Origin of the sequence: Streptomyces sp. NBC_00178 (genome assembly GCF_036206005.1) — a bacterium.
Lineage (GTDB): Bacteria > Actinomycetota > Actinomycetes > Streptomycetales > Streptomycetaceae > Streptomyces.
The window spans coordinates 2853841-2872886 of the sequence record NZ_CP108143.1 but is presented as its reverse complement, the minus strand read 5'-3'; the positions used below and the strand labels follow the sequence as shown (position 1 = coordinate 2872886).

19 protein-coding genes are annotated in these 19046 nt (G+C 71.2%); 7 read left to right on the top strand and 12 right to left on the bottom strand.

Annotation, left to right across the window (positions count from 1 at the left end):
• The first annotated feature begins 58 nt into the window (after positions 1-58).
• Positions 59-847 (top strand): S16 family serine protease, encoded by a 789-nt coding sequence (locus OHT61_RS12370; protein WP_329037779.1) that lies wholly within the window; start codon positions 59-61, stop codon positions 845-847.
• Here the strand turns inward: OHT61_RS12370 and OHT61_RS12365 are convergent.
• From OHT61_RS12365 to OHT61_RS12330, 8 genes are all read right to left on the bottom strand, one after another.
• Positions 777-2099, bottom strand: a complete 1323-nt coding sequence (locus tag OHT61_RS12365; protein ID WP_443049413.1) for an MFS transporter — start codon at positions 2097-2099, stop codon at positions 777-779. The genes OHT61_RS12370 and OHT61_RS12365 overlap by 71 nt on opposite strands.
• 2 nt (positions 2100-2101) lie before the next feature.
• Positions 2102-2284, bottom strand: coding sequence for a hypothetical protein (locus OHT61_RS12360; protein ID WP_329037778.1), 183 nt, complete (start codon positions 2282-2284; stop codon positions 2102-2104).
• A 13-nt stretch (positions 2285-2297) separates the two neighbouring features.
• A complete protein-coding gene (locus OHT61_RS12355; RefSeq protein ID WP_329037776.1) occupies positions 2298-2915 on the bottom strand; it encodes an ArsR/SmtB family transcription factor in 618 nt (205 codons plus the stop codon).
• A 178-nt stretch (positions 2916-3093) separates the two neighbouring features.
• Positions 3094-4065 (bottom strand): glycine betaine ABC transporter substrate-binding protein, encoded by a 972-nt coding sequence (locus OHT61_RS12350; RefSeq protein ID WP_443049412.1) that lies wholly within the window; start codon positions 4063-4065, stop codon positions 3094-3096.
• Complete coding sequence (locus tag OHT61_RS12345; protein ID WP_329037774.1) at positions 4062-4913, bottom strand: ABC transporter permease; 852 nt, start codon at positions 4911-4913, stop codon at positions 4062-4064. The genes OHT61_RS12350 and OHT61_RS12345 overlap by 4 nt, the downstream gene beginning before the upstream one ends.
• Positions 4910-6178, bottom strand: a complete 1269-nt coding sequence (locus OHT61_RS12340; protein ID WP_329037771.1) for an ABC transporter ATP-binding protein — start codon at positions 6176-6178, stop codon at positions 4910-4912. Before OHT61_RS12340 ends, OHT61_RS12345 begins: the two co-directional genes overlap by 4 nt.
• Complete coding sequence (locus OHT61_RS12335; protein WP_329037769.1) at positions 6171-6818, bottom strand: ABC transporter permease; 648 nt, start codon at positions 6816-6818, stop codon at positions 6171-6173. Before OHT61_RS12335 ends, OHT61_RS12340 begins: the two co-directional genes overlap by 8 nt.
• Positions 6819-6834: 16 nt before the next feature.
• Positions 6835-7308 carry an Lrp/AsnC family transcriptional regulator gene (locus OHT61_RS12330; protein ID WP_329043217.1) on the bottom strand — a complete coding sequence of 158 codons (474 nt, stop codon included), beginning with the start codon at positions 7306-7308 and terminating at the stop codon, positions 6835-6837.
• Positions 7309-7430: 122 nt separating this feature from the next.
• Here OHT61_RS12330 and hppD point away from each other — a divergent pair, with 122 nt between their 5' ends.
• On the top strand, positions 7431-8576 hold the full coding sequence (gene hppD / locus OHT61_RS12325; protein ID WP_329037767.1) for a 4-hydroxyphenylpyruvate dioxygenase: 1146 nt from the start codon (positions 7431-7433) through the stop codon (positions 8574-8576).
• 83 nt (positions 8577-8659) lie between these two features.
• On the opposite strand, the gene OHT61_RS12320 is transcribed toward hppD, so the two are convergent.
• Entirely contained in the window at positions 8660-10306 is a 1647-nt protein-coding gene (locus tag OHT61_RS12320; RefSeq protein ID WP_329037764.1) for a tetratricopeptide repeat protein, read from the bottom strand.
• A 98-nt stretch (positions 10307-10404) separates the two neighbouring features.
• On the opposite strand from OHT61_RS12320, the gene OHT61_RS12315 reads away from it, so the two are divergent.
• Positions 10405-11772, top strand: a complete 1368-nt coding sequence (locus tag OHT61_RS12315) for an FAD-binding oxidoreductase (RefSeq protein WP_329037762.1) — start codon at positions 10405-10407, stop codon at positions 11770-11772.
• 43 nt (positions 11773-11815) lie between these two features.
• Here OHT61_RS12315 and OHT61_RS12310 read toward each other — a convergent pair whose 3' ends face one another.
• Positions 11816-12292: an SsgA family sporulation/cell division regulator gene (locus OHT61_RS12310; RefSeq protein WP_329037760.1), complete on the bottom strand. Its 477-nt coding sequence runs from the start codon at positions 12290-12292 to the stop codon at positions 11816-11818.
• 215 nt (positions 12293-12507) lie between these two features.
• Between OHT61_RS12310 and OHT61_RS12305 the strand changes: the two genes are divergently transcribed.
• Entirely contained in the window at positions 12508-14022 is a 1515-nt protein-coding gene (locus OHT61_RS12305) for an RDD family protein (protein WP_329037758.1), read from the top strand.
• A gap of 89 nt (positions 14023-14111) precedes the next feature.
• Positions 14112-14765 (top strand): RDD family protein, encoded by a 654-nt coding sequence (locus tag OHT61_RS12300; protein ID WP_329037756.1) that lies wholly within the window; start codon positions 14112-14114, stop codon positions 14763-14765.
• A 10-nt stretch (positions 14766-14775) separates the two neighbouring features.
• Here OHT61_RS12300 and OHT61_RS12295 read toward each other — a convergent pair whose 3' ends face one another.
• Positions 14776-15072: a hypothetical protein gene (locus OHT61_RS12295; protein WP_329037754.1), complete on the bottom strand. Its 297-nt coding sequence runs from the start codon at positions 15070-15072 to the stop codon at positions 14776-14778.
• 378 nt (positions 15073-15450) lie between these two features.
• Here OHT61_RS12295 and OHT61_RS12290 point away from each other — a divergent pair, with 378 nt between their 5' ends.
• Together OHT61_RS12290 and OHT61_RS12285 are read left to right on the top strand one after the other, a co-directional pair.
• A complete protein-coding gene (locus OHT61_RS12290) occupies positions 15451-17853 on the top strand; it encodes an immune inhibitor A domain-containing protein (protein WP_329037752.1) in 2403 nt (800 codons plus the stop codon).
• A gap of 122 nt (positions 17854-17975) precedes the next feature.
• Positions 17976-18320, top strand: a complete 345-nt coding sequence (locus OHT61_RS12285) for a hypothetical protein (RefSeq protein WP_329037751.1) — start codon at positions 17976-17978, stop codon at positions 18318-18320.
• 66 nt (positions 18321-18386) lie between these two features.
• Here OHT61_RS12285 and OHT61_RS12280 read toward each other — a convergent pair whose 3' ends face one another.
• Complete coding sequence (locus OHT61_RS12280; RefSeq protein WP_329037749.1) at positions 18387-18971, bottom strand: isochorismatase family protein; 585 nt, start codon at positions 18969-18971, stop codon at positions 18387-18389.
• Positions 18972-19046 lie beyond the last annotated feature (75 nt).

The window sequence follows — 19046 nt, the reverse complement described above, 5'->3', positions numbered from 1 at the left end:
CGCCCCGTCGGCACCGGGGCGGGCGGAGCCGGGGGCGCGTGGCGGCTAGATTGGGCGGGTGGCCATTCGTCTCTCACGCCCCCGCGCCCTCGCCCTCTGCGCGCTGCCCGTCCTCGCCCTGTTCGGCACGGCCGCCTTCGCGCCGCTGCCGTTCACCGTGGCGCAGCCCGGCACCACGGCGAACGTCCTCGGGGACAGCAAGGGGGAGCCGGTCATCACGATCACCGGCGCGCCCACCCGGGCCACCGAGGGCCAGCTGCGGATGACGACGATCCTGGCGACCTCGCCCACGGCCGACATCAGGGTGGGGAGCGTGGTCGACAGCTGGTTCCGCGCGGACCGCGCCGTCATGCCGCGCGACTCGGTCTACCCGACCGGCGGCTCCGAGAAGGAGATCGAGCGGCACAACCTCCAGGACATGGAGAAGTCGCAGAACTCCGCCGTCGACGCGGCGCTGCGGTACCTCGACAGGTCACCGGGCTCGGTGGACGTCACCCTGCACCTGGAGGACGTCGGCGGGCCGAGCGCCGGGCTGTTCTTCGCGCTGGGAATCGTCGACAAGCTGGCCGGTGACGGCTCGGGCGGTGACCTGACCGGCGGCCGCACCGTCGCCGGTACGGGGACCATCGACCCCGACGGCACCGTCGGCGCGGTCGGCGGGGTCTCCCTGAAGACGCAGGCCGCCCGGCGTGACGGCGCGACGGTCTTCCTCGTCCCGAAGGCGGAGTGCACGCAGGCCAAGGCCGAGCGCCCCGACGGACTGCGGCTGGTCCCCGTCACGACGCTGAAGAACGCGGTGTCCTCGCTGCGGGCCCTCGAACAGGGGGGCAAGGTCCCGAGCTGCTGACCTGCGGCCCGGGGCCCTCCATGGAGCGCCAGGCAGGGAAGACCAGCGGGCTCAGCGTCGCGAGGAAGTAGACCCCTCCCATCGCCAGCAGCGCCCCCGTCGCCCCCGCGCTCTCCACCAGGAGCCCCGCCGCGAGGCCGCCCACCGGCATCGCCAGCTCGCAGCCCGCCGTGAGCGCGCCGGACACCCGGCTCCGCAGCTCCTCGGGGACGCGCTCGTACGTCATCGTCGTCAGGATCGGGTTCAGCATGCCCCCGGCGACACCGCCCAGCGCCATCGTGACCGCCAGCGGCAGCGTCGTGCCGGTCAGGGCCGCCACCGCGAACCTCGGCGCCCCGCACAGCACCACGCACACCGAGAACACCGTCCGCCGCGAGAAGCGGTGGCCGACCGCGCCGTACAGCAGTGCGCCCGTCAGCCCGCCCGCCCCGAACAGCGCCGTGAGCAGCCCGAGGTCGGTGGCCCCGCCCAGCTCGGCCTCGGCGTGCACGGGCAGCAGGACGGCGTTCCAGCCCTGGTCCGTGCCGTTCATGAACATCACCATGACGACGACGGCGAGCAGGAGCCTGTTGCCCAGCAAGTAGGCGTACCCCTCGCGCAGTTCGGTCCCGTAGGTACGCAGTGACACGGGGGCCGCGGCCTTGCGCGGCTCGGCCGCGCGGACCCCGCGTACGCCGGCCGCCACCAGGAGGGCGGACAGTGTGAAGGTGGCGGCGTCCAGCAGGAGCACGGTCTCGGCGCCGACGACGGCGATGAGCACGCCCGCGAGGGCCGCACCGACCATGCGGGCGCCGCGCGACACCGCGTCGAAGAGGCTCGCGGCGCGGGCGAGCGTGATGCCCGCGTGTGCGGCGAGGTCCGGCACGAGGACGTAGCGCGCGGTGTTGCCGGGGGTGTGGGCCAGCCCGTTCAGCGCCATCAGGGCGCACAGCATCCAGAATTCGAGCAGGCCCGCGTGGTGCAGCAGCGGGACGGCGGCGACGGCCGCGCCGCAGACCGCGTCGGAGCCCACGGCCACCCGGCGCCGGCCCAGCCGGTCGATGACGGGCCCGCCCACCAGGGCGGCGATCACGATGGGCAGGGTCGCGCAGAACGCGACCACCCCGGCCCGGCCCGCGCTCCCGGTGGTCTCCAGGACGAACCACGGCACGCCGATCAGGGTGAGCGACGTGCCCGCCGTCGAAATCGAGTTGGCCGCCAGGACGGCCGCGAGCGGTGTACGGCTCCGCAGGACCGGTCCTCCCCCGTCCACGGTCAGACCGCCCGCACGGTACGGGCCGGGGCCGGCGGGGCCTGGGTCAGCCTGAGGCCCAGTTCGATCATCGTCCAGCCCACCCGGTGGCGCAGGCCGGGACGTGCCGGGCGGAACGCGGCCGCCTCGTCCTGGAGTTCGGCGGCGCGCAGGGTGTGCAGCACCAGGTGGATGTCGCAGTGCATGACCGTGGTCCCCTCAGTCGGTGGAGCGCGGGAACATGTGCAGATGGGTGCGGACGACGCCCGCCCCTTCGGTGTCGTCGGGGACGCGGCCCCGGTAACTGCTCATCACTTCGTGCAGCTTCCCGACGAGTTCCAGGGCGAGTTCCGGGGTGAGCCGGAGCTTGAAGTCGCTGATGTCCATCGCCCGCTGCCACTCGTCGGGCCACTCGTGCATGGTCCCGAGCCAGGTGTTCAGTTCCTGTGCGTGCGTGGTCGCGACCTCGTGGAGCACCACCCCTATGGCGCCCCGCACTTCGGGGTCCGCGTGGTGGGTGAAGTCGGCGGCGGCCCCGAACACCGTCCCCGTGTGGGCGGCCTTCCACCACCGCTCGCGCCCCTTGCCGCGCTCCGGATCGTCCTCGACGAAGCCGTACGCCGCGAGCTGCCGCAGGTGGTAGCTGGTGGCGCCGCTGGACTCGCCGAGACGGTCGGCGAGTCCGGACGCGGTGGCGGGTCCGAACTCCCGGAGAGCGTTCAGCAGCCGGATGCGCAGCGGGTGGGCGAGCCCCCGCAGGGTGCGGGCGTCGACGTGGTGGAGCTCGGGGTCGTCCGCGTACGGGGACGTGCGGTCTGCCGGTTCATTCGGGGCCATGCTGGAACGGTAGTGTTGCAAAGAACGCTTTGCAACACTTTTTTTGCAACGAGTTCTTTGGAAGTCGGCCCGCGCGGTCCGAAGGTGCCCGGGGGAGGGCCCGCACAACGGAGCCGGGACTCCCTCCGCGCACTGCGGTGGGCGTCCCGGCTCCGGCAAGGGCGGTGGAGCTTCCTGCTCAGCCCTCCTTGATGAATCCTTCCTTCAGCAGCCAGTCCTTGGCCACCTCGTGCGGGTCCTCGCCGTCCACGTCGACCTTGGAGTTGAGTTCCTGCGCGAGCTCGGTCGTCAGCTTCTTCGTCACCGGCGCCAGCATCTCCGCGATCTCGGGATACCTGTCGAGGGTCGCCGTGTGGATGGCCGGCGCGGCGTTGTAGTTGGGGAAGAACTGCTCGTCGTCCTCGGTCACGTCCAGGTTCATCGCCTTGATCCGGCCGTCCGTGGTGTACACCTCGCCCAGCAGGCAGGAGTTCGACTTGTTCACCTGGGTGTAGATGATCCCGGCGTCCATCTTCTTGGTGTTGGCGGCCGGCAGCTTCATCCCGTACTTCTTCTGCATGCCGGGCAGGCCGTCGTCGCGCGACGCGAACTCGTTCTCCACGCAGACCGTCACGGCCTTCGGGTCCTTCTTCGCGAGCGCGGCCACGTCCGACAGCGTCTTCAGGTGGTACTTCTCGTTGTTCTTCTTGCTGATGGCCAGGGCGTACGTGTTGTCGAGGGTGGCCGGCGGGAGCCAGGTCACCCCGTTGCCGATGTCCTCGTCCCGGACCGCCTTCCACTGCTTCTGCGGGTCGGCGATCGGTTCGGCGTGACCCAGATAGGTGATCCACGCCGTGCCCGTGTAGTCGTACAGCGCGTCCGCCTCGCCCTTGACGACCGCCTCGCGCGCGCTGATCGACCCCGGGAGGTTCGTGCGGTCCAGCACTTCGGCGCCGGCCGCCTTGAAGATCAGGCCGATGATGTTGCCGAGGATGATGTTCTCGCTGAAGTTCTTCGAGGTCACCGTGAGGGACGCGCCCTTGAGGGGCTGTCCCTTGCCGACCGACCCCGGTGCCACCTCGTCCACCAGCGGCGATCCGCTCTTCAGCCCGCACCCCGTGAGCACGAGGGCGAGCGCGGCCACCGATGCGAGGCCCGTTCGTATCCTCACGCTTCCTCCAGTCCGCGCGGCGTCAGCCACAGTTCGACCAGCGAGGCCAGCCAGTCCACCAGCAGTGCCAGGACCACCGTCAGCACGGAACCGAGCACCAGCACGGGCATGCGCTGCGTCTGGATGCCGGAGGTGATCAGGTCGCCCAGTCCGCCGCCGCCCCCGAAGGTGGCGAGGGTCGCCGTGCCCACGTTGAGGACCAGCGCCGTCCGCACGCCCGCCAGGATCAGCGGGACCGCGAGCGGCAGTTCAACCCTGGTGAGCGTGCCCATCGCCGACATGCCGATGCCCCGGGAGGCCTCGACGAGGGTCGGCTCGATCGAGTTGAGCCCCGCCACGGTGTTGGAGAGCACCGGCAGCACCGCGTAGATCACCATGCCGACGATCGCGGTCGACGGGCCGATGCCCAGCCAGATCACGAGCAGCGCCAGCAGTCCGATCGCCGGGGTGGCCTGGCCGATGTTCGCGAGGGCCGTGACCCCCGGTGCCGCCTTCTTCAGGCCGCGCCGGGTCAGGGCGATGCCGAGCGGGATCGCGATGATCAGCACCCAGAAGGTGGAGATCGCGGTCAGCCTGACGTGCTGCCACCAGCGCACCTCGACGATGTCACCCGCGATCGAGTTCTCGGCCACCGAGTCGAGCTCTGCGTTGGAGATCCACAGATACGTGGCGACCAGGACGACCGCGAGCACCGCCGGGACCACCACGAGCTTCTGCCAGGTGATCCGCCGTGCGGGCGCGGACCGCGACGGCGGCTCCGCCTCCTCGTCACGGAACGCGTGGCCCTTCACGTCGTGTTCGCCCGGTGGCCGCGCCCCCTTGGGCGGCGCCTGATGACTGGGGGTCACAGTCCGCCGTCACCTCCCTCGAGCTCCTGTTCCGTCCGGTGCTCGCGCAGTTCCTCCAGGTCGTGCTCGTGCTCCATCGCGGTGAGCCGGTCGGCCTCCAGGAGTTCCTGCACGGAGTTCATCAGGGTGTGCATGTCGACGACGCCGATGAACTCACCGCGCCGCCCCGTCACGGCGACGCGCCCGCCGCTGTCGGTCAGCACCGCCTCCAGGGCGTCGTGCAGCGTCGCGTCCCGGGTCACCGTGTCGTGCACGAGCTGCCCGGCCCGGGCGAGCGAGCCCTTGGCCCGCATCAGGTCGCCGCGCCGCAGCCACTTGTAGGGCCGGTTGCGCCGGTCCAGCATCAGCAGTTCGTTGTGCTGACCGTCCCGCAGCTTGTTGAAGATCGACTGGAGCGGGTCCTCGACGGTCACCGTGGGGAAGTCGGCGATGCCCACGTCCCGCACACGGGTCAGGTTGAGCCGCTTCAGGGCGGCGCCCGCGCCGACGAATCCCGAGACGAAGTCGTCCGTCGGGTTGGTGAGGATCGCCTCGGGGGTGTCGAACTGCGCGATGTGCGAACGCTCCCGCAGCACCGCGATCCGGTCGCCGAGCTTGATGGCCTCGTCGAAGTCGTGGGTGACGAAGACGATCGTCTTGTGCAGCTCGTGCTGGAGCCGGATCAGCTCGTCCTGGAGGTGGTCCCGGGTGATCGGGTCGACCGCCCCGAAGGGCTCGTCCATCAGCAGGACGGGCGGGTCGGCGGCCAGGGCTCGCGCCACCCCCACGCGCTGCTGCTGCCCCCCGGAGAGCTGGCGCGGGTAGCGCCCGTGGAACTCGCGGGGGTCGAGCCCGACCAGGTCGAGCATCTCCTCGACACGGTCCTTCACGCCCGACTTCGACCAGCCGGTCATCTTCGGCACGAGGGCGATGTTCTCGGCGACCGTCATGTGCGGGAAGAGGCCGGAGGACTGGATCGCGTAACCGATCTTCCGGCGCAGCTTCACCGGGTCCATGTCGGTGACGTCCTCGTCGTTGATCCTGATCCGCCCGGACGTCGGCTCGATCAGGCGGTTGATCATCTTCAGCGTGGTGGACTTCCCGCAGCCGGAGGGGCCGACGAGGATCACGGTCTCGCCGGCCTTGATGTCCATGGACACGTCGTCCACGGCCGGGGCCGGGCTGCCGGGATAGGACTTGCTGAGGTTCTCGAGCTGGATGGTGGCGCCCGAGGCGGTGGTGCGTTCCGGGGTCGACTCCGTCGGCCCGGTGGCGGTCTCAGGCACGGATCCCCCTAGGGATGGTCAGCCGCCCGAGGAGGACGTAGGCGGCGTCGAAGAGCAGAGCGAGGATGACGATGCCGATGGTGCCGGCGAGGACCTGGTTGATGGCGTTGGCGCTTCCCAGTGAGGCGAGGCCGCGGAAGATCTCGTTGCCGAGTCCGGGGCCCGAGGCGTAGGCGGCGATGGCGGCGATCCCCATCAGCATCTGGGTGGACACCCGGATGCCGGTGAGGATGGGCGGCCAGGCGAGGGGCAGCTCCACCTTGAGCAGCCGCCGCGTCCGGGACATCCCGATGCCCTTCGCCGCGTCGACGAGATTCGGGTCGACCCCGCGCAGTCCGACGATGCAGTTGCGGACGATGGGCAGCAGCCCGTACAGCGTCAGGATGATCACGGTGGGCGGTACCCCGAGGCCGACCAGGGGGATCAGCAGACCGATCGCGGCGAGCGAGGGGATCGTGAGGATCGCCGAGGTGGAGGTGATCGCCAGTGAGCCGCCCCAGCCGCTCCGGTAGCTGACGACACCGATCAGGACGCCGAGGAGGGTGGCGATGACCATGCACTGGAAGACGGCGCTGGCGTGCTGATACGTGTCGGTGAGCAGTTGCTGGTGGCGGGTGCCCACATACTCCCAGAAGTTCACATGTTGCTCCGTAGGCTCAGTCGGTGTCCTCTGCAGCCTGCTCAACCAGCGGGATAATACGCAGCGGTACCGGGTTTTCCATGACGATCGCCGTCGAGGCCCGGACGATGCCATCAAAGCCGACCACGCGGTCGATCACCCGCTGGAGATCGGCGTTCGAGCGGGCGACCAGCCGGCAGAGCATGTCCCCGTGCCCGGTCGTCGTGTGCAGTTCCAGCACCTCCGGGACGCCACTCAAGTGGGCCCGTACGTCGGCCCCTTGTCCCTGCTTGATCTCCAGGGTGGCGAAGGCCGTGACCGGGTAGCCGAGTGCCGCCGGGTCCACCTCGGGCCCGAAGCCGCGGATGACGCCATTCGACTGAAGGCGGTCCAGCCTCGCCTGGACGGTGCCGCGCGCCACCCCGAGCCGCCTGGACGCCTCGAGTACACCGATACGGGGCTCACGGGCCAGGAGCAGGATGAGCCGGCCGTCCAGATGATCGATCGCCATGATCCTTCTCCCGATGGTCATGCTGTACACATAGTCCGCTCATCCTGGCGCGGGGCTGGACACATTGACCAGTGGATGCGCGAACTGTTGCGCACCTTGCGGAGCGGCGGGAACCTTCGGACATGACTGAGACTCTGCACACCACCCCCGACACCGCCCGGCAGGCCGATCCCTTCCCGGTGAAGGGAATGGACGCGGTGGTCTTCGCCGTGGGCAATGCCAAGCAGGCCGCGCACTACTACTCGACCGCCTTCGGCATGAAGCTCGTCGCCTACTCCGGACCGGAGAACGGCAGCCGCGAGACCGCGAGTTACGTCCTGACCAACGGCTCCGCGCGCTTCGTCCTCACCTCCGTCGTCAAGGCGTCCACGGAGTGGGGCACCTTCCTCGCCGACCACGTGCACGCCCACGGCGACGGCGTGGTCGACCTCGCCATCGAGGTCCCCGACGCCCGCAAGGCGTACGCCTACGCCGTCGAGCACGGCGCGACCGGCCTCACGGAGCCGTACGAGGTCAAGGACGAGCACGGCACCGTCGTGCTGGCCGCCATCGCCACGTACGGCAAGACCCGCCACACGCTCGTGGAGCGTTCGGGCTACGACGGTCCCTACCTCCCCGGCTACGTCGCGGCGGAGCCGATCGTGGAGCCGGCCGGCAAGCGGACCTTCCAGGCCATCGACCACTGCGTCGGCAACGTCGAGCTCGGCCGGATGAACGAGTGGGTGACCTTCTACAACAAGGTCATGGGCTTCACCAACATGAAGGAGTTCGTGGGCGACGACATCGCCACCGAGTACTCCGCGCTGATGTCGAAGGTCGTCGCCGACGGCACGCTCAAGGTGAAGTTCCCCATCAACGAGCCGGCGATCGCGAAGAAGAAGTCGCAGATCGACGAGTACCTCGAGTTCTACGGCGGCGCGGGCGTCCAGCACATCGCCCTCGCCACGAACGACATCGTCGCGTCCGTGCGGGCCATGCGGGCGGCGGGCGTGCAGTTCCTCGACACCCCGGACTCCTACTACGACACCCTGGGCGAGTGGGCGGGCGAGACCCGGGTCCCCGTGGAGACGCTGCGCGAGCTCAAGATCCTGGTCGACCGCGACGAGGACGGCTACCTGCTGCAGATCTTCACCAAGCCGGTCCAGGACCGGCCGACGGTCTTCTTCGAGATGATCGAGCGTCACGGCTCGATGGGCTTCGGCAAGGGCAACTTCAAGGCGCTGTTCGAGGCCATCGAGCGCGAGCAGGAGAAGCGCGGCAACCTCTAGGGGCCGGCCCTTCACGAAGGGTGCCCCCTCCCGGCCGGGAGGGGGCACCCTTCGCGCGTCGGCTGGGGATTACGGGACAGCCCTCAGGCGCTCGCCGAAGCGCTCGGCTTCGCCGCACGCGGGGACGGGGACGCCGACCGCGTCGGCTCGGGCTTCTGCCCGGACCCGGACCCGGACGCGGAGCCGGACTCCGGTGCGGGGTCGGGCGTGGGTTCCGGCTTCGCCGGGGCGGAGGCCGACGGGGCGGGCTCCGGCTCGGGCGGCGGCCGCATGTCCGCCGGGCCGCCGGCGTCCGGATCGCCCAGGGACTCCAGCGCCTCCCTGGCCAGCGGGGCCGCCAGCGGCGAGAAGTCCGGGTCGGTCCGCAGGGCCTCCTCCAGATGGCCGCGGGCCGGGCCGTCCTGACCGAGTGCGGCCTCGATCGCGCCCAGGTGGTAGGCGAACGAGGCGTCCCGCACGCCCGTCTCCACGGCCTGGTCGGCGTACTGCATCGCCTCCTCCGACCGCCCCGCGCGGTGCAGCGACCAGGCCAGCGTGTCCGCGATCTCGGCGCTGCGGCGCTGCGACGCCCACGCGGTGCGCATCAGCTCCACCGCCGCCTCGGGGTCGCCGTGGTCGGCCTCGAAGCGTGCCTCCGTCAGCGACTCGTCGACCCCGGCGGACTTGGCCTGGGCGAGGAGCGTGCGGAGCCTGGCGTACTGGGTGCGGGCGTCGCCGTCCAGTTCCAGCGACTCGTACAGCTCGCCCAGTTCGAGCACGTACTCGGGGCGGGGCAGCTTCGTCGTCACCGTCCGGTAGTCCGCCGTCGCCTCGTCCGTGCGGTCCAGCGCCACCAGTGCGCGGGCCCGGCCCGCCCGGGACGCCAGGTGGCCGGGGTCCGTGCGCAGCGCGGCGTCGTACTGCGCGAGGGCCTCGGCCGGTTCACCGCGCTCCGCGGCCAGGTCGCCGAGCAGGTGGAGCGCCGCCGCCTTCCCGGCGGGCGCGGTGGCCCGGTCGGCCGCCTCCTGGGCGGTCGCCAGGGCGTCCTCGCGCCAGCCCTGGTTGCGGTACATCTGGGCCGTCCTGGCCAGCGCCGGGGCGCCCTTGCGCAGGGACGCGAACTTCTCCGTCGCCCTGGCGGCCGCCGCGTACTCGCCGAGGCCGTTGTAGGCGTCGATCAGGACCGGGTACGCCGTCCAGGTCCTCGGCGACCGCGCCCGCACCGTCTCGCCCCACTTCTTCGCCGCGAGGTGGTCGTGCCGGGCGTTGGCCAGCGCCCCGAGCCCGACCCAGGCCGCCGTGTTCCCGCGTTCGCCGGGCTGCGCGGCCAGCGAGCGCTGCAGCGCCTGTTCGGCCCGGGTGAAGTACGCCGCGTCGGCGGACCGCCGTCCCCACTCCGCGTAGGCCGTACCGAGCACCGCCCATGACGGTGCGTCGGAGGGGTGCGTCTCCACCCACTTCTGCCGGTCGCCGATGAGCGCCGTCAGATCGGACAGGGATGCGGGGGACCCAGCCGCCGCCGCGGTCTCGGCCCGAGCGACCGGCCCGGGCAAGGGGGGCGCGGCCTCGTCCGAGCCGTCGGGTACGGCGATCACCGCCCCGGCCACGAGGACGGCACCGGCCACCGCGCCGAAGGCCGCACGGCGCAGCGTGGTGCGCATCGACGCGGGAGGCGGAGGGAGGGACGTCGCACCCTGGGGCGGCAGGGTGGAGGCGGGCGGCTCCTGGTTCTGCTGCGGCATGGCATCCATGGCCATCACTGTGCGTCAGTACGAAGATCGCATCGCGCTGGACGAACGTCGGCGCAGACGGGTTCACACCATTGGCCCCCGGGTGTCACGCTTGGATCATGGACGCTCTCCTCGAACGACTGCGCGCGGGTCTCCCGGCCGACGCACTGATCACGGACCCGGACGTCACCGCCTCGTACGCCCACGACATGGCGAGCTTCTGCGAGGCGGGCAGCCCCGCCGTCGTGGTGCTGCCGCGCACGGTCGAGGAGGTCCAGCACGTCATGCGGACCGCGACCGCGCTCAGGGTCCCCGTGGTGCCGCAGGGTGCGCGGACGGGCCTGTCGGGCGCGGCCAACGCCTCGGACGGCTGCATCGTGCTGTCGCTGATCAGGATGGACCGGATCCTGGAGATCAGCCCGGTCGACCGGATCGCCGTGGTCGAACCCGGCGTCGTCAACGCGAAGCTGTCCCGGGCCGTCAACGAGCACGGGCTGTACTACCCCCCGGACCCGTCGAGCTGGGAGATGTGCACCATCGGCGGCAACATCGGCACCGCGTCCGGCGGGCTGTGCTGCGTGAAGTACGGCGTCACCGCCGAATACGTCCTCGGCCTGGAGGTCGTCCTGGCCGACGGGCGGCTGCTGAACACCGGCCGCCGCACCGCGAAGGGCGTCGCGGGGTACGACCTCACCCGGCTGTTCGTCGGCTCGGAAGGCAGCCTCGGCATCGTTGTCAAGGCCGTCCTCGCGCTCCGTCCCCAGCCGCCGCAGCAACTGGTGCTGGCCGCCGAGTTCCCCTCCGCGGCGGCCGCCTGCGACGCCGTGTGCCGGATCATGGAGCGGGGACACACCCCGTCACTCCTCGAACTGATGGACCGTACGACCGTGCGTGCCGTCAACGCGATGGCCTCCATGGGACTCCCGGAGTCGACCGAGGCGCTGCTGCTCTGCGCCTTCGACACGCCCGATCCGGCCGCCGACCTCGCCGCCGTCGGCGAGCTCTGCACGGCGGCCGGTGCCACGGAGGTCGTACCCGCCGATGACGCCGCCGAGTCCGAACTCCTGCTCCAGGCACGCCGGCTCTCGCTGCCCGCTCTGGAGACGGTCAAGTCCGCCACGATGATCGACGACGTCTGCGTGCCGCGCTCCAGGCTGGGGGCGATGATCGAGGGCACGGCCGCCATCGCGGAGAAGTTCGGCCTCACCATCGGCGTCTGTGCCCACGCGGGCGACGGCAACACCCACCCCGTCGTGTGCTTCGACCACACCGACGCCGACGAGTCCCGCAGGGCCCGTGAGTCCTTCGACGAGATCATGGCGCTGGGCCTCGAACTCGGCGGGACCATCACCGGGGAGCACGGCGTGGGCGTGCTCAAGAAGGAGTGGCTCGCCCGTGAGCTGGGCGAGGTGGGCGTCGAGGTGCAGCGCGGGATCAAGGCGGCCTTCGACCCGCTGGACCTGCTCAACCCCGGCAAGCTGTTCTGACGGTCCCGCACGGCCCCGGACGCGGACAGGCCGCACGGCGCGGTCAGGCCTCACCGTCCGGGGTCTCCTCCTGGGACCACGGATCGCTCAGCCACAGGTCGTCGGCCGGGAGCGGTGCGAGCAGATCGGCGAGGGCGCCGTCCAGACCGAGCAGGGTGCTCTCGGTGCCCGGCGGCACCACCCGCAGGGTGCGCTCCACCCAGGCGGACACCGCGACGGACGGCACCTCCAGCAGGGCGTCGCCGTCGGGTGAGGTGAGGGCGAAACAGATGACCGCCCGGTCACCGACCTTGGTCGGCCAGATCCGTACGTCGCCGTGCCCGCACGGCCGGAACACCCCTTCCACCAGCAGTTCCCGGGCGAACGTCCAGTGCACGGGCGACTCGGAGCCGATGTGGAAGACGATGTGCACCGCGTACGGGTCGTCGGGCAGGTAGGAGAGGCGCGCGGGCACGGGGACCGACCGCTCGGGCGACAGGACCAGCTTCACTTCCAACTCGCGTTCGACGGCGTTCTGCATGAGGGTGCACGACCTTCCGATGCTCGTGGGCCCGGCCCCGTGACCGGCCCGCACGGGAGAGAGCGCCCTCCCGGACGTCTATGACGCGACTTCCCAGAAAAACTTCCCGCGACCTGGAAAGTGGTCCAAACGACAGGACCGGCCCGGGGGCGCTCGGTGGTCTGATAGATGTGGACCCTTGTATTGAGGCCTCGAAGAGATACGGGACCACGGTGATGAGCGCCCCAACCCCGGCACCCGGTGACGAACGCCCCAGCGAGGGCTACTACCCCGACCCGTCCATTCCCGGATACGTCCGGTACTGGAACGGCGCCTCCTGGGTCCCCGGCACGAGCCGGCCCGCACCCGCGCAGAGCGGGTCCGCCCCCGCGCCGCAGCCCGCCCCGTCCGCGGACCCGGCTCCGCGACGCCCGGCCGCCCCGGTCGAGGAGACCGGGCCGATGTACTTCGACGAGGTGCAGGGGGCTGCTGCCGCCGAGGCCGCGCCGGCCGCCGGCACCGGCGGGTCCGACGCCCCCGGACGCCCCCGGCCCGCGTCCGCGTGGCAGGCGGCCACCTCCCGGCAGACCGGCTTCGGCGGGGACCGGGACCGCCTCGTCTCGTGGGGCGGCCAGGATCCGCGTACGCCCGACGCCCCGGCCCCCGCCGCTTCCGCGCAGCCCGCGCTCCCGGCCGGGCGGTCTCCCGCCGGCCCTGGTCCGGACGACGCCCCCGACCCGACACGGGGCGCCCTGCCGGGTATGCGCGACGCAGCCCCCGCCGGCCGGCCGGAGCCCGGGGCGGCCCCCGCCGGCGGCGCGTCCACCGGCCCGGCGGCCCGCACCCCGGGACCCCGTGGGGAGGGCCCGGCGCGGGCCGAAGGCACGATGGCGATCCGCGCCCTGCAACCGGGCGCCACCGCGCCGCCCGCCGCCCCGGCGCCGGCCCCGCAGCGGCCGGCCCCGCAGCGGCCGGCCCCGCAGCGGCCGGCCGCGCAGCAGCCGGCCGCGCAGCAGCCACCTCACGCACCGCAGGCGCCGGGCCTGAACACGCCTCTGACGCCCGGCCCCGGTGGCGGGTCCGCGTCCTGGGCGCAGCAGGCACACCAGCTCGCCCGGCCCGAGCAGGTGGCCCGCGCGCAGCAGCCCCTGCCGCAGGCGCCTGTGCCGTCGCAGCAGCAGGCTGCCCGGCCCGCGCAGGGGCAGCCGGTCGTGCCCTGGAAGCCGCCGGCCGACGACCCCTTCCAGCAGCTGGCGCGTGCCCAGGCAGCCGCCCGGCCCGCCGGGCTCGGCAGGCGGCTGGCCGCGCGGCTCGTCGACACGCTGGTGCTGGGGGCGCTCGTCGGAGCCGTCGCCCTGCCGCTGGTCACCCGCGCCGTGGAGCACATCGACCGGAAGATCGAGGCGGCCGAGCAGTCCGGTGAGACGGTCACCGTCTATCTGCTGGACTCCACCACGGCCGGTCTGTTCGGCGGGGTGCTCGCCGCGTTCCTGCTGCTCGGCTTCCTGCTGGAGGCCCTGCCCACCGCCAAGTGGGGCCGCACGCTGGGCAAGCGGCTGTGCGGTCTGCAGGTGCGTGACATCGAGACCCACGACGCGCCCTCCCTCGGGGCGGCCCTGCGCCGCTGGCTGGTCTACGGTGTGCTCGGCCTCGTCGTCGTCGGCGTGGTCAACGTGCTCTGGTGCCTGGTCGACCGGCCGTGGCGCCAGTGCTGGCACGACAAGGCGGCCCGCACCTTCGTCGCGGGCTGAGACCGGGCGTACGCCCGTGTGCTGACGCACCGTCCCCCGAAAGCACCTGAGCCGTTGCGGGTCCCCGCGGGCCGGGGTGCACTGCCCCCATGAGCAACGAACCACCGCCTCCGCCGCCGGGGCAGCCCCCCGAGGACGACCCCTTCTCCAAGAGGCCGCCGCAGGGGCCCCCGTCCGGCGGTTCGCCCTACGGCGCAGGGCCGCCGCCCCCGCCCCCGCCGAACGACCCGTACGGCGGCGGGCCCTATGGCGGTGCCGACCCGCTGGCGGGCATGCCTCCGCTCGCGGAGCCGGGCAAGCGGATCCTGGCGCGGCTGATCGACTTCCTCATCATCTCGGTCCCGCTGTACCTGATCTCGCTGCCCTGGGGCGGCGCGGTCGACGTCTCGGAGGACGACGACGACTTCGGCAACGCCGTCGGGGACGCCTACAGCGGGCACCAGCTGGTCTGGTCGCTGATCGCCCTCGTGCTGTACGTCGCCTATGACACGTACTTCACGCACAAGGACGGGCGCACGCCCGGCAAGCGGCTGTTGAAGATGCGCGTGGCGATGCTCAACGACGGATCCGTGCCGGACACCAGTTCCTCGCTGATGCGGGCCGTGGTGCTGTGGGTCCCGGCGCTGCTGTGCTGCCCGTGCCTGTGGTGGCTGATCAACATCGTGCTGATGTTCACCAGCAAGCCCTACCGGCAGACCCTGGAGGACAAGGCGGGCAAGACGGTGGTCGTCAGTACCCGCTGAGCCGTGCTGTTCAGCTGTGCAGCGAGTGCTCGCCGATGTGCTCGCGCCGGGCGGCGGCCAGCTCGATGTCCTCGACGGTGCGGTGGGCCCGGGCGGCGGCCGACGGGGCCGTGGCCTTCTGCGTCCCCTTCGCGCGGGCGGGCAGCGGCACGGCGAGGGCGACCAGGATGCCGAGCGCGAGCGCGGCGGCGCAGACGGCGGCGATCGCGATGCCGGATTGCGTGCCGGACAGGAGCAGCATGGCGAACGCCGAGAGGACGACGGTGGCCGAACCGTAGGAGAACTGTGCGGCAGTCGGATGCGGCATGGCGGTATCCGTCCTCGGGGCGTCGTATGGGGAAGTCGCTCGACACGTTCGCACGGTCAATCGACTCTACGACGGTGGATGCCCGTGAGGGGCCGACGGTAAGCGTGACCTCACCCACGGTACCGGTGCACGAGGGGCGCACGGAGTCACGTTGCCGACGGCGGCGGGATTCGGCGCGCCGGTCGGGCCGGCAACCGGCGGATGCCACGTCCGGATAGCGGAACTGGGCTCCCATATAGTGCACTTGGCTTGTCCAAGTCAAGATCTGTCTTTTCTCTCATAACTCCGATCGAATGTCGTCACTTGTGACGCGTTAATCGCGCGCGGCCCCGATTCACTCCCGGCCGCGGACGCGAACGCCGGGGAGGACTGCATCAAGTGACCACTCAGAGACGAGCGCTGCGCGCCACCGCGGTAGCCGTGGCCCTGGCCGCCACCGCCGCGACGGCATCCGCCTTCGCCACCGCGCAGGCGTACGACGGGACGTCGGCTTCCGGCGCCTCCAGCGTCGACCGGCGCGACCCCGCGCCGGCCAAGGCGCACGAGCACGACCTGGAAGGCCCCTTCAGCAAGGAGCAGGACGCCCGGCGTCAGGCCGCGCTGGAGCAGGTCCTGTCCGGTGACAAGAAGGTGACCGCCCGGGGCGGCTCCAAGGTCGTCCAGCTCGGCAAGAGCAAGTACGTCGAGCTCGGCCGGGAGAAGACCGACAAGATCTTCACCATCCTCGTGGAGTTCGGCGACCAGGTCGACAACACCACGATGTTCGACCCGGACGGGGCCGCCGGCCCGCTGCCGCCCGTCAAGAAGTACGGCGGCACGCCCGGCCCCCTGCACAACAAGATAGCCAAGCCGGACCCCAAGAAGGACAACAGCACCGCCTGGCAGGCCGACTACAACCAGGCCCACTTCCAGGAGCTGTACTTCGGCCAGGGCTCGGGCAAGGAGTCCCTCAAGACGTACTACGAGAAGACGTCCTCCGGGCGCTACTCGGTCGACGGCCAGGTCTCCGACTGGGTCAAGGTCCCGTACAACGAGGCCCGTTACGGCTCGAACTACTGCGGCTCGACCAACTGCGCCAACGTCTGGGACACCGTCCGCGACGGCGTCAACGCCTGGGCCGCGGACCAGAAGGCCAAGGGCCGTACGACGGCCCAGATCAAGGCCGACCTGGCGCAGTACGACCAGTGGGACCGTTACGACTTCGACGGCGACGGCAACTTCAACGAGCCCGACGGCTACATCGACCACTTCCAGCTGGTCCACGCCGGCGAGGACGAGTCCGCGGGCGGCGGCGCCGAGGGCACCAACGCCATCTGGGCGCACCGCTGGTACGCCTACGGCACCAACGCCGGTGCGACGGGCCCCGCGAACAACAAGGCCGGTGGCGCCGAGATCGGCGACACGGGCATCTGGGTCGGTGACTACACCGCGCAGCCCGAGAACGGCGGCCTGGGCGTCTTCGCCCACGAGTACGCCCACGACCTCGGTCTCCCGGACCTGTACGACACCTCCGGCGGCGGCGAGAACTCGGTCGGCTTCTGGTCCCTCATGTCGGCGGGCTCCTGGCTCGGCACCGGCAAGGGCCAGATCGGCAACCTGCCCGGCGACATGACCGCCTGGGACAAGCTGCAGCTCGGCTGGCTCGACTACGGCGTGGCCAAGGCCGCGACGAACTCGACCCACAAGCTGGGCGTCTCGGAGTACAACACCAAGGACAAGCAGGCGCTGGTCGTCGAGCTGCCCGACAAGGAAGTCACCACCACCGTCGCGAAGCCCGCGGAGGGCTCGAAGCAGTGGTGGAGCGACATGGGCGACGACCTGTCGAACACCCTGACCCGCTCGGTCGACCTGACCGGCAGGACGTCCGCCTCGCTGGACCTGTCCGGCTGGTACGACATCGAGGCCGACTACGACTACCTCTACGCCGAGGTCTCGGACAACGGCGGCTCCTCCTGGACGGCGCTCGACGGCACGGCGGACGGCAACGCCATCCCGCGTGACGCCAGCGACAAGCCGGCCCTGACCGGCGTCTCCGGCGCGGTCAAGAAGCTCTCGTACCCGCTGAACGCCTACGCGGGCAAGAAGATCGACCTGCGCTTCCGCTACCAGACGGACGGCGGCGCGGGCGGCAAGGGCTTCACCGCCGACGCCATCACCGTCACCGCCGACGGCGCCGTGCTCTTCACGGACAACGCCGAGGGCGACGACAACGGCTGGACCGCCAAGGGCTTCTCGCGGATCGGTGAGTCGTTCACCAACGACTACCCGCAGTACTACCTCGCCGAGAACCGCCAGTACGTCTCGTACGACAAGACCCTCGAGGTCGGCCCGTACAACTTCGGCTTCTCCGCCAGCCGCCCGGACTGGGTCGAGCACTACGCGTACCAGAACGGCCTGATGGTCTGGCTGTGGGACACCTCCCAGAAGGACAACAACACCTCGGTCCACCCGGGCCAGGGTCTGATCCTTCCGGTGGACTCCCACGCCAAGCCGCTGAAGTGGACGAACGGCTCGCTCCTGCGCAACAAGATCCAGCCCTTCGACGCCCCGTTCAGCTGGTACCCGAACAAGGGCTTCACGCTGCACAACGCGGACGTGGCGCTGAAGATCAAGCCGTCGCTGGGCGTCCCGGTCTTCGACGACCGCAAGGGCACCTACTGGTACAAGGAGAACCCGACGGGAAGTGTCAAGGTCTCTGACACCAACACCCGGATCACCATCGTCGGCGAGCCGCGCGACGGCTCCACGATGACGGTCAAGGTCGGCCCCTCGGGCAAGTAGTCGACAAAGCAGCAGGTCACAGCATGATCGGCCGTCGCCCTCTAGCGGGCGGCGGCCGATCGTGTTTAGGTGCGTCCTACCGGATTCTTATTGACACGAAGTCTTACGGGGGAGTGCGAAGCATGCCAGGCGGAGGTTTCTGCAGGTTGCCCAACGGCACGGTGGTGGTGGCACTGGCCCTGAACAGACCGGCGGACGGAGCCGGAGCGGGAGGACCCGTGCGGGTCCTCGTCCACGCGGCGAACCGGGCGCGCGCCCTGACCAGGCTGCGCAACCTCGGACTGCGCGCCGTCTACCTCCGGGGCAACTCCCACCCGCCCACCCCGGACGAGATCACGGCCGTCCTGCACCACCCGGACGGGCTCCTGTGGCGGACCGCGCCGCAGACGGGCCAGGAGCTCTGGCACCCCATACGGGCGCTGCTCGGGTCGTCCGGATACGCCGGGCCGGCCCGCCCCGCCGCCTGAGGGCGGGGCCCGTGGCCCGCCGTGCGGGCGCCGCGCGCTGATCCACCAGGGAGTACGGGACAGCCCTTAGACGACCGGCTTGCCCGACAGCTCCACGCCCGCCGTCCGCATCTCGCCCAGGGCCCGCTCCGTCGTCCCCTCGGCGACACCGGCGGTCAGGTCCAGCAGCACGTGCGTGGCGAAGCCCTCGCGGGCGGCGTCCAGGGCCGTGGCCCGCACGCAGTGGTCCGTGGCGATACCGACGATGTCGACGGCCGTCACCGACCGGTCCCGCAGCCACTGGGCGAGCCCGGTGCCGTTCTCGTCGACGCCCTCGAAGCCGCTGTAGGCGGCCTCGTAGGCACCCTTGTCGAACACGGTGTCGATGGCGCCGGAGGCGACGGCAGGGGCGAAGTTCGGGTGGAAGCCGACGCCCTCCGTACCGGCCACGCAGTGCGGCGGCCAGGAGCGCTCGAAGTCCGGGGACGCGGAGAAGTGGTCACCCGGATCGATGTGGTGGTCACGGGTGGCGACCACGTGGCTGTATCCGGGCTGGGCCTCGCCGATCAGGTCGGTGATGGCTGCGGCGACATCGGCGCCGCCCGCCACCGCGAGGCTGCCGCCCTCGCAGAAGTCGTTCTGAACGTCAACGACGATCAAGGCGCGATGCATGACGGTTGTCCTTCGGTGGGGGTCCGGCGGTTGCTGCGGACTGGGACGGTGGGGATGCAATCGAGCCTAGAGACT

Coding starts and splice junctions, on each gene's coding strand:
- OHT61_RS12360 (WP_329037778.1), bottom strand. CDS start 2,284: ATGCACTGCGACATCCACCTGGTGCTGCACACCCTGCGCGCCGCCGAA.
- OHT61_RS12355 (WP_329037776.1), bottom strand. CDS start 2,915: ATGGCCCCGAATGAACCGGCAGACCGCACGTCCCCGTACGCGGACGAC.
- OHT61_RS12330 (WP_329043217.1), bottom strand. CDS start 7,308: ATGGCGATCGATCATCTGGACGGCCGGCTCATCCTGCTCCTGGCCCGT.
- hppD (WP_329037767.1), top strand. CDS start 7,431: ATGACTGAGACTCTGCACACCACCCCCGACACCGCCCGGCAGGCCGAT.
- OHT61_RS12320 (WP_329037764.1), bottom strand. CDS start 10,306: ATGGATGCCATGCCGCAGCAGAACCAGGAGCCGCCCGCCTCCACCCTG.
- OHT61_RS12315 (WP_329037762.1), top strand. CDS start 10,405: ATGGACGCTCTCCTCGAACGACTGCGCGCGGGTCTCCCGGCCGACGCA.
- OHT61_RS12310 (WP_329037760.1), bottom strand. CDS start 12,292: ATGCAGAACGCCGTCGAACGCGAGTTGGAAGTGAAGCTGGTCCTGTCG.
- OHT61_RS12305 (WP_329037758.1), top strand. CDS start 12,508: ATGAGCGCCCCAACCCCGGCACCCGGTGACGAACGCCCCAGCGAGGGC.
- OHT61_RS12300 (WP_329037756.1), top strand. CDS start 14,112: ATGAGCAACGAACCACCGCCTCCGCCGCCGGGGCAGCCCCCCGAGGAC.
- OHT61_RS12295 (WP_329037754.1), bottom strand. CDS start 15,072: ATGCCGCATCCGACTGCCGCACAGTTCTCCTACGGTTCGGCCACCGTC.
- OHT61_RS12285 (WP_329037751.1), top strand. CDS start 17,976: ATGCCAGGCGGAGGTTTCTGCAGGTTGCCCAACGGCACGGTGGTGGTG.
- OHT61_RS12280 (WP_329037749.1), bottom strand. CDS start 18,971: ATGCATCGCGCCTTGATCGTCGTTGACGTTCAGAACGACTTCTGCGAG.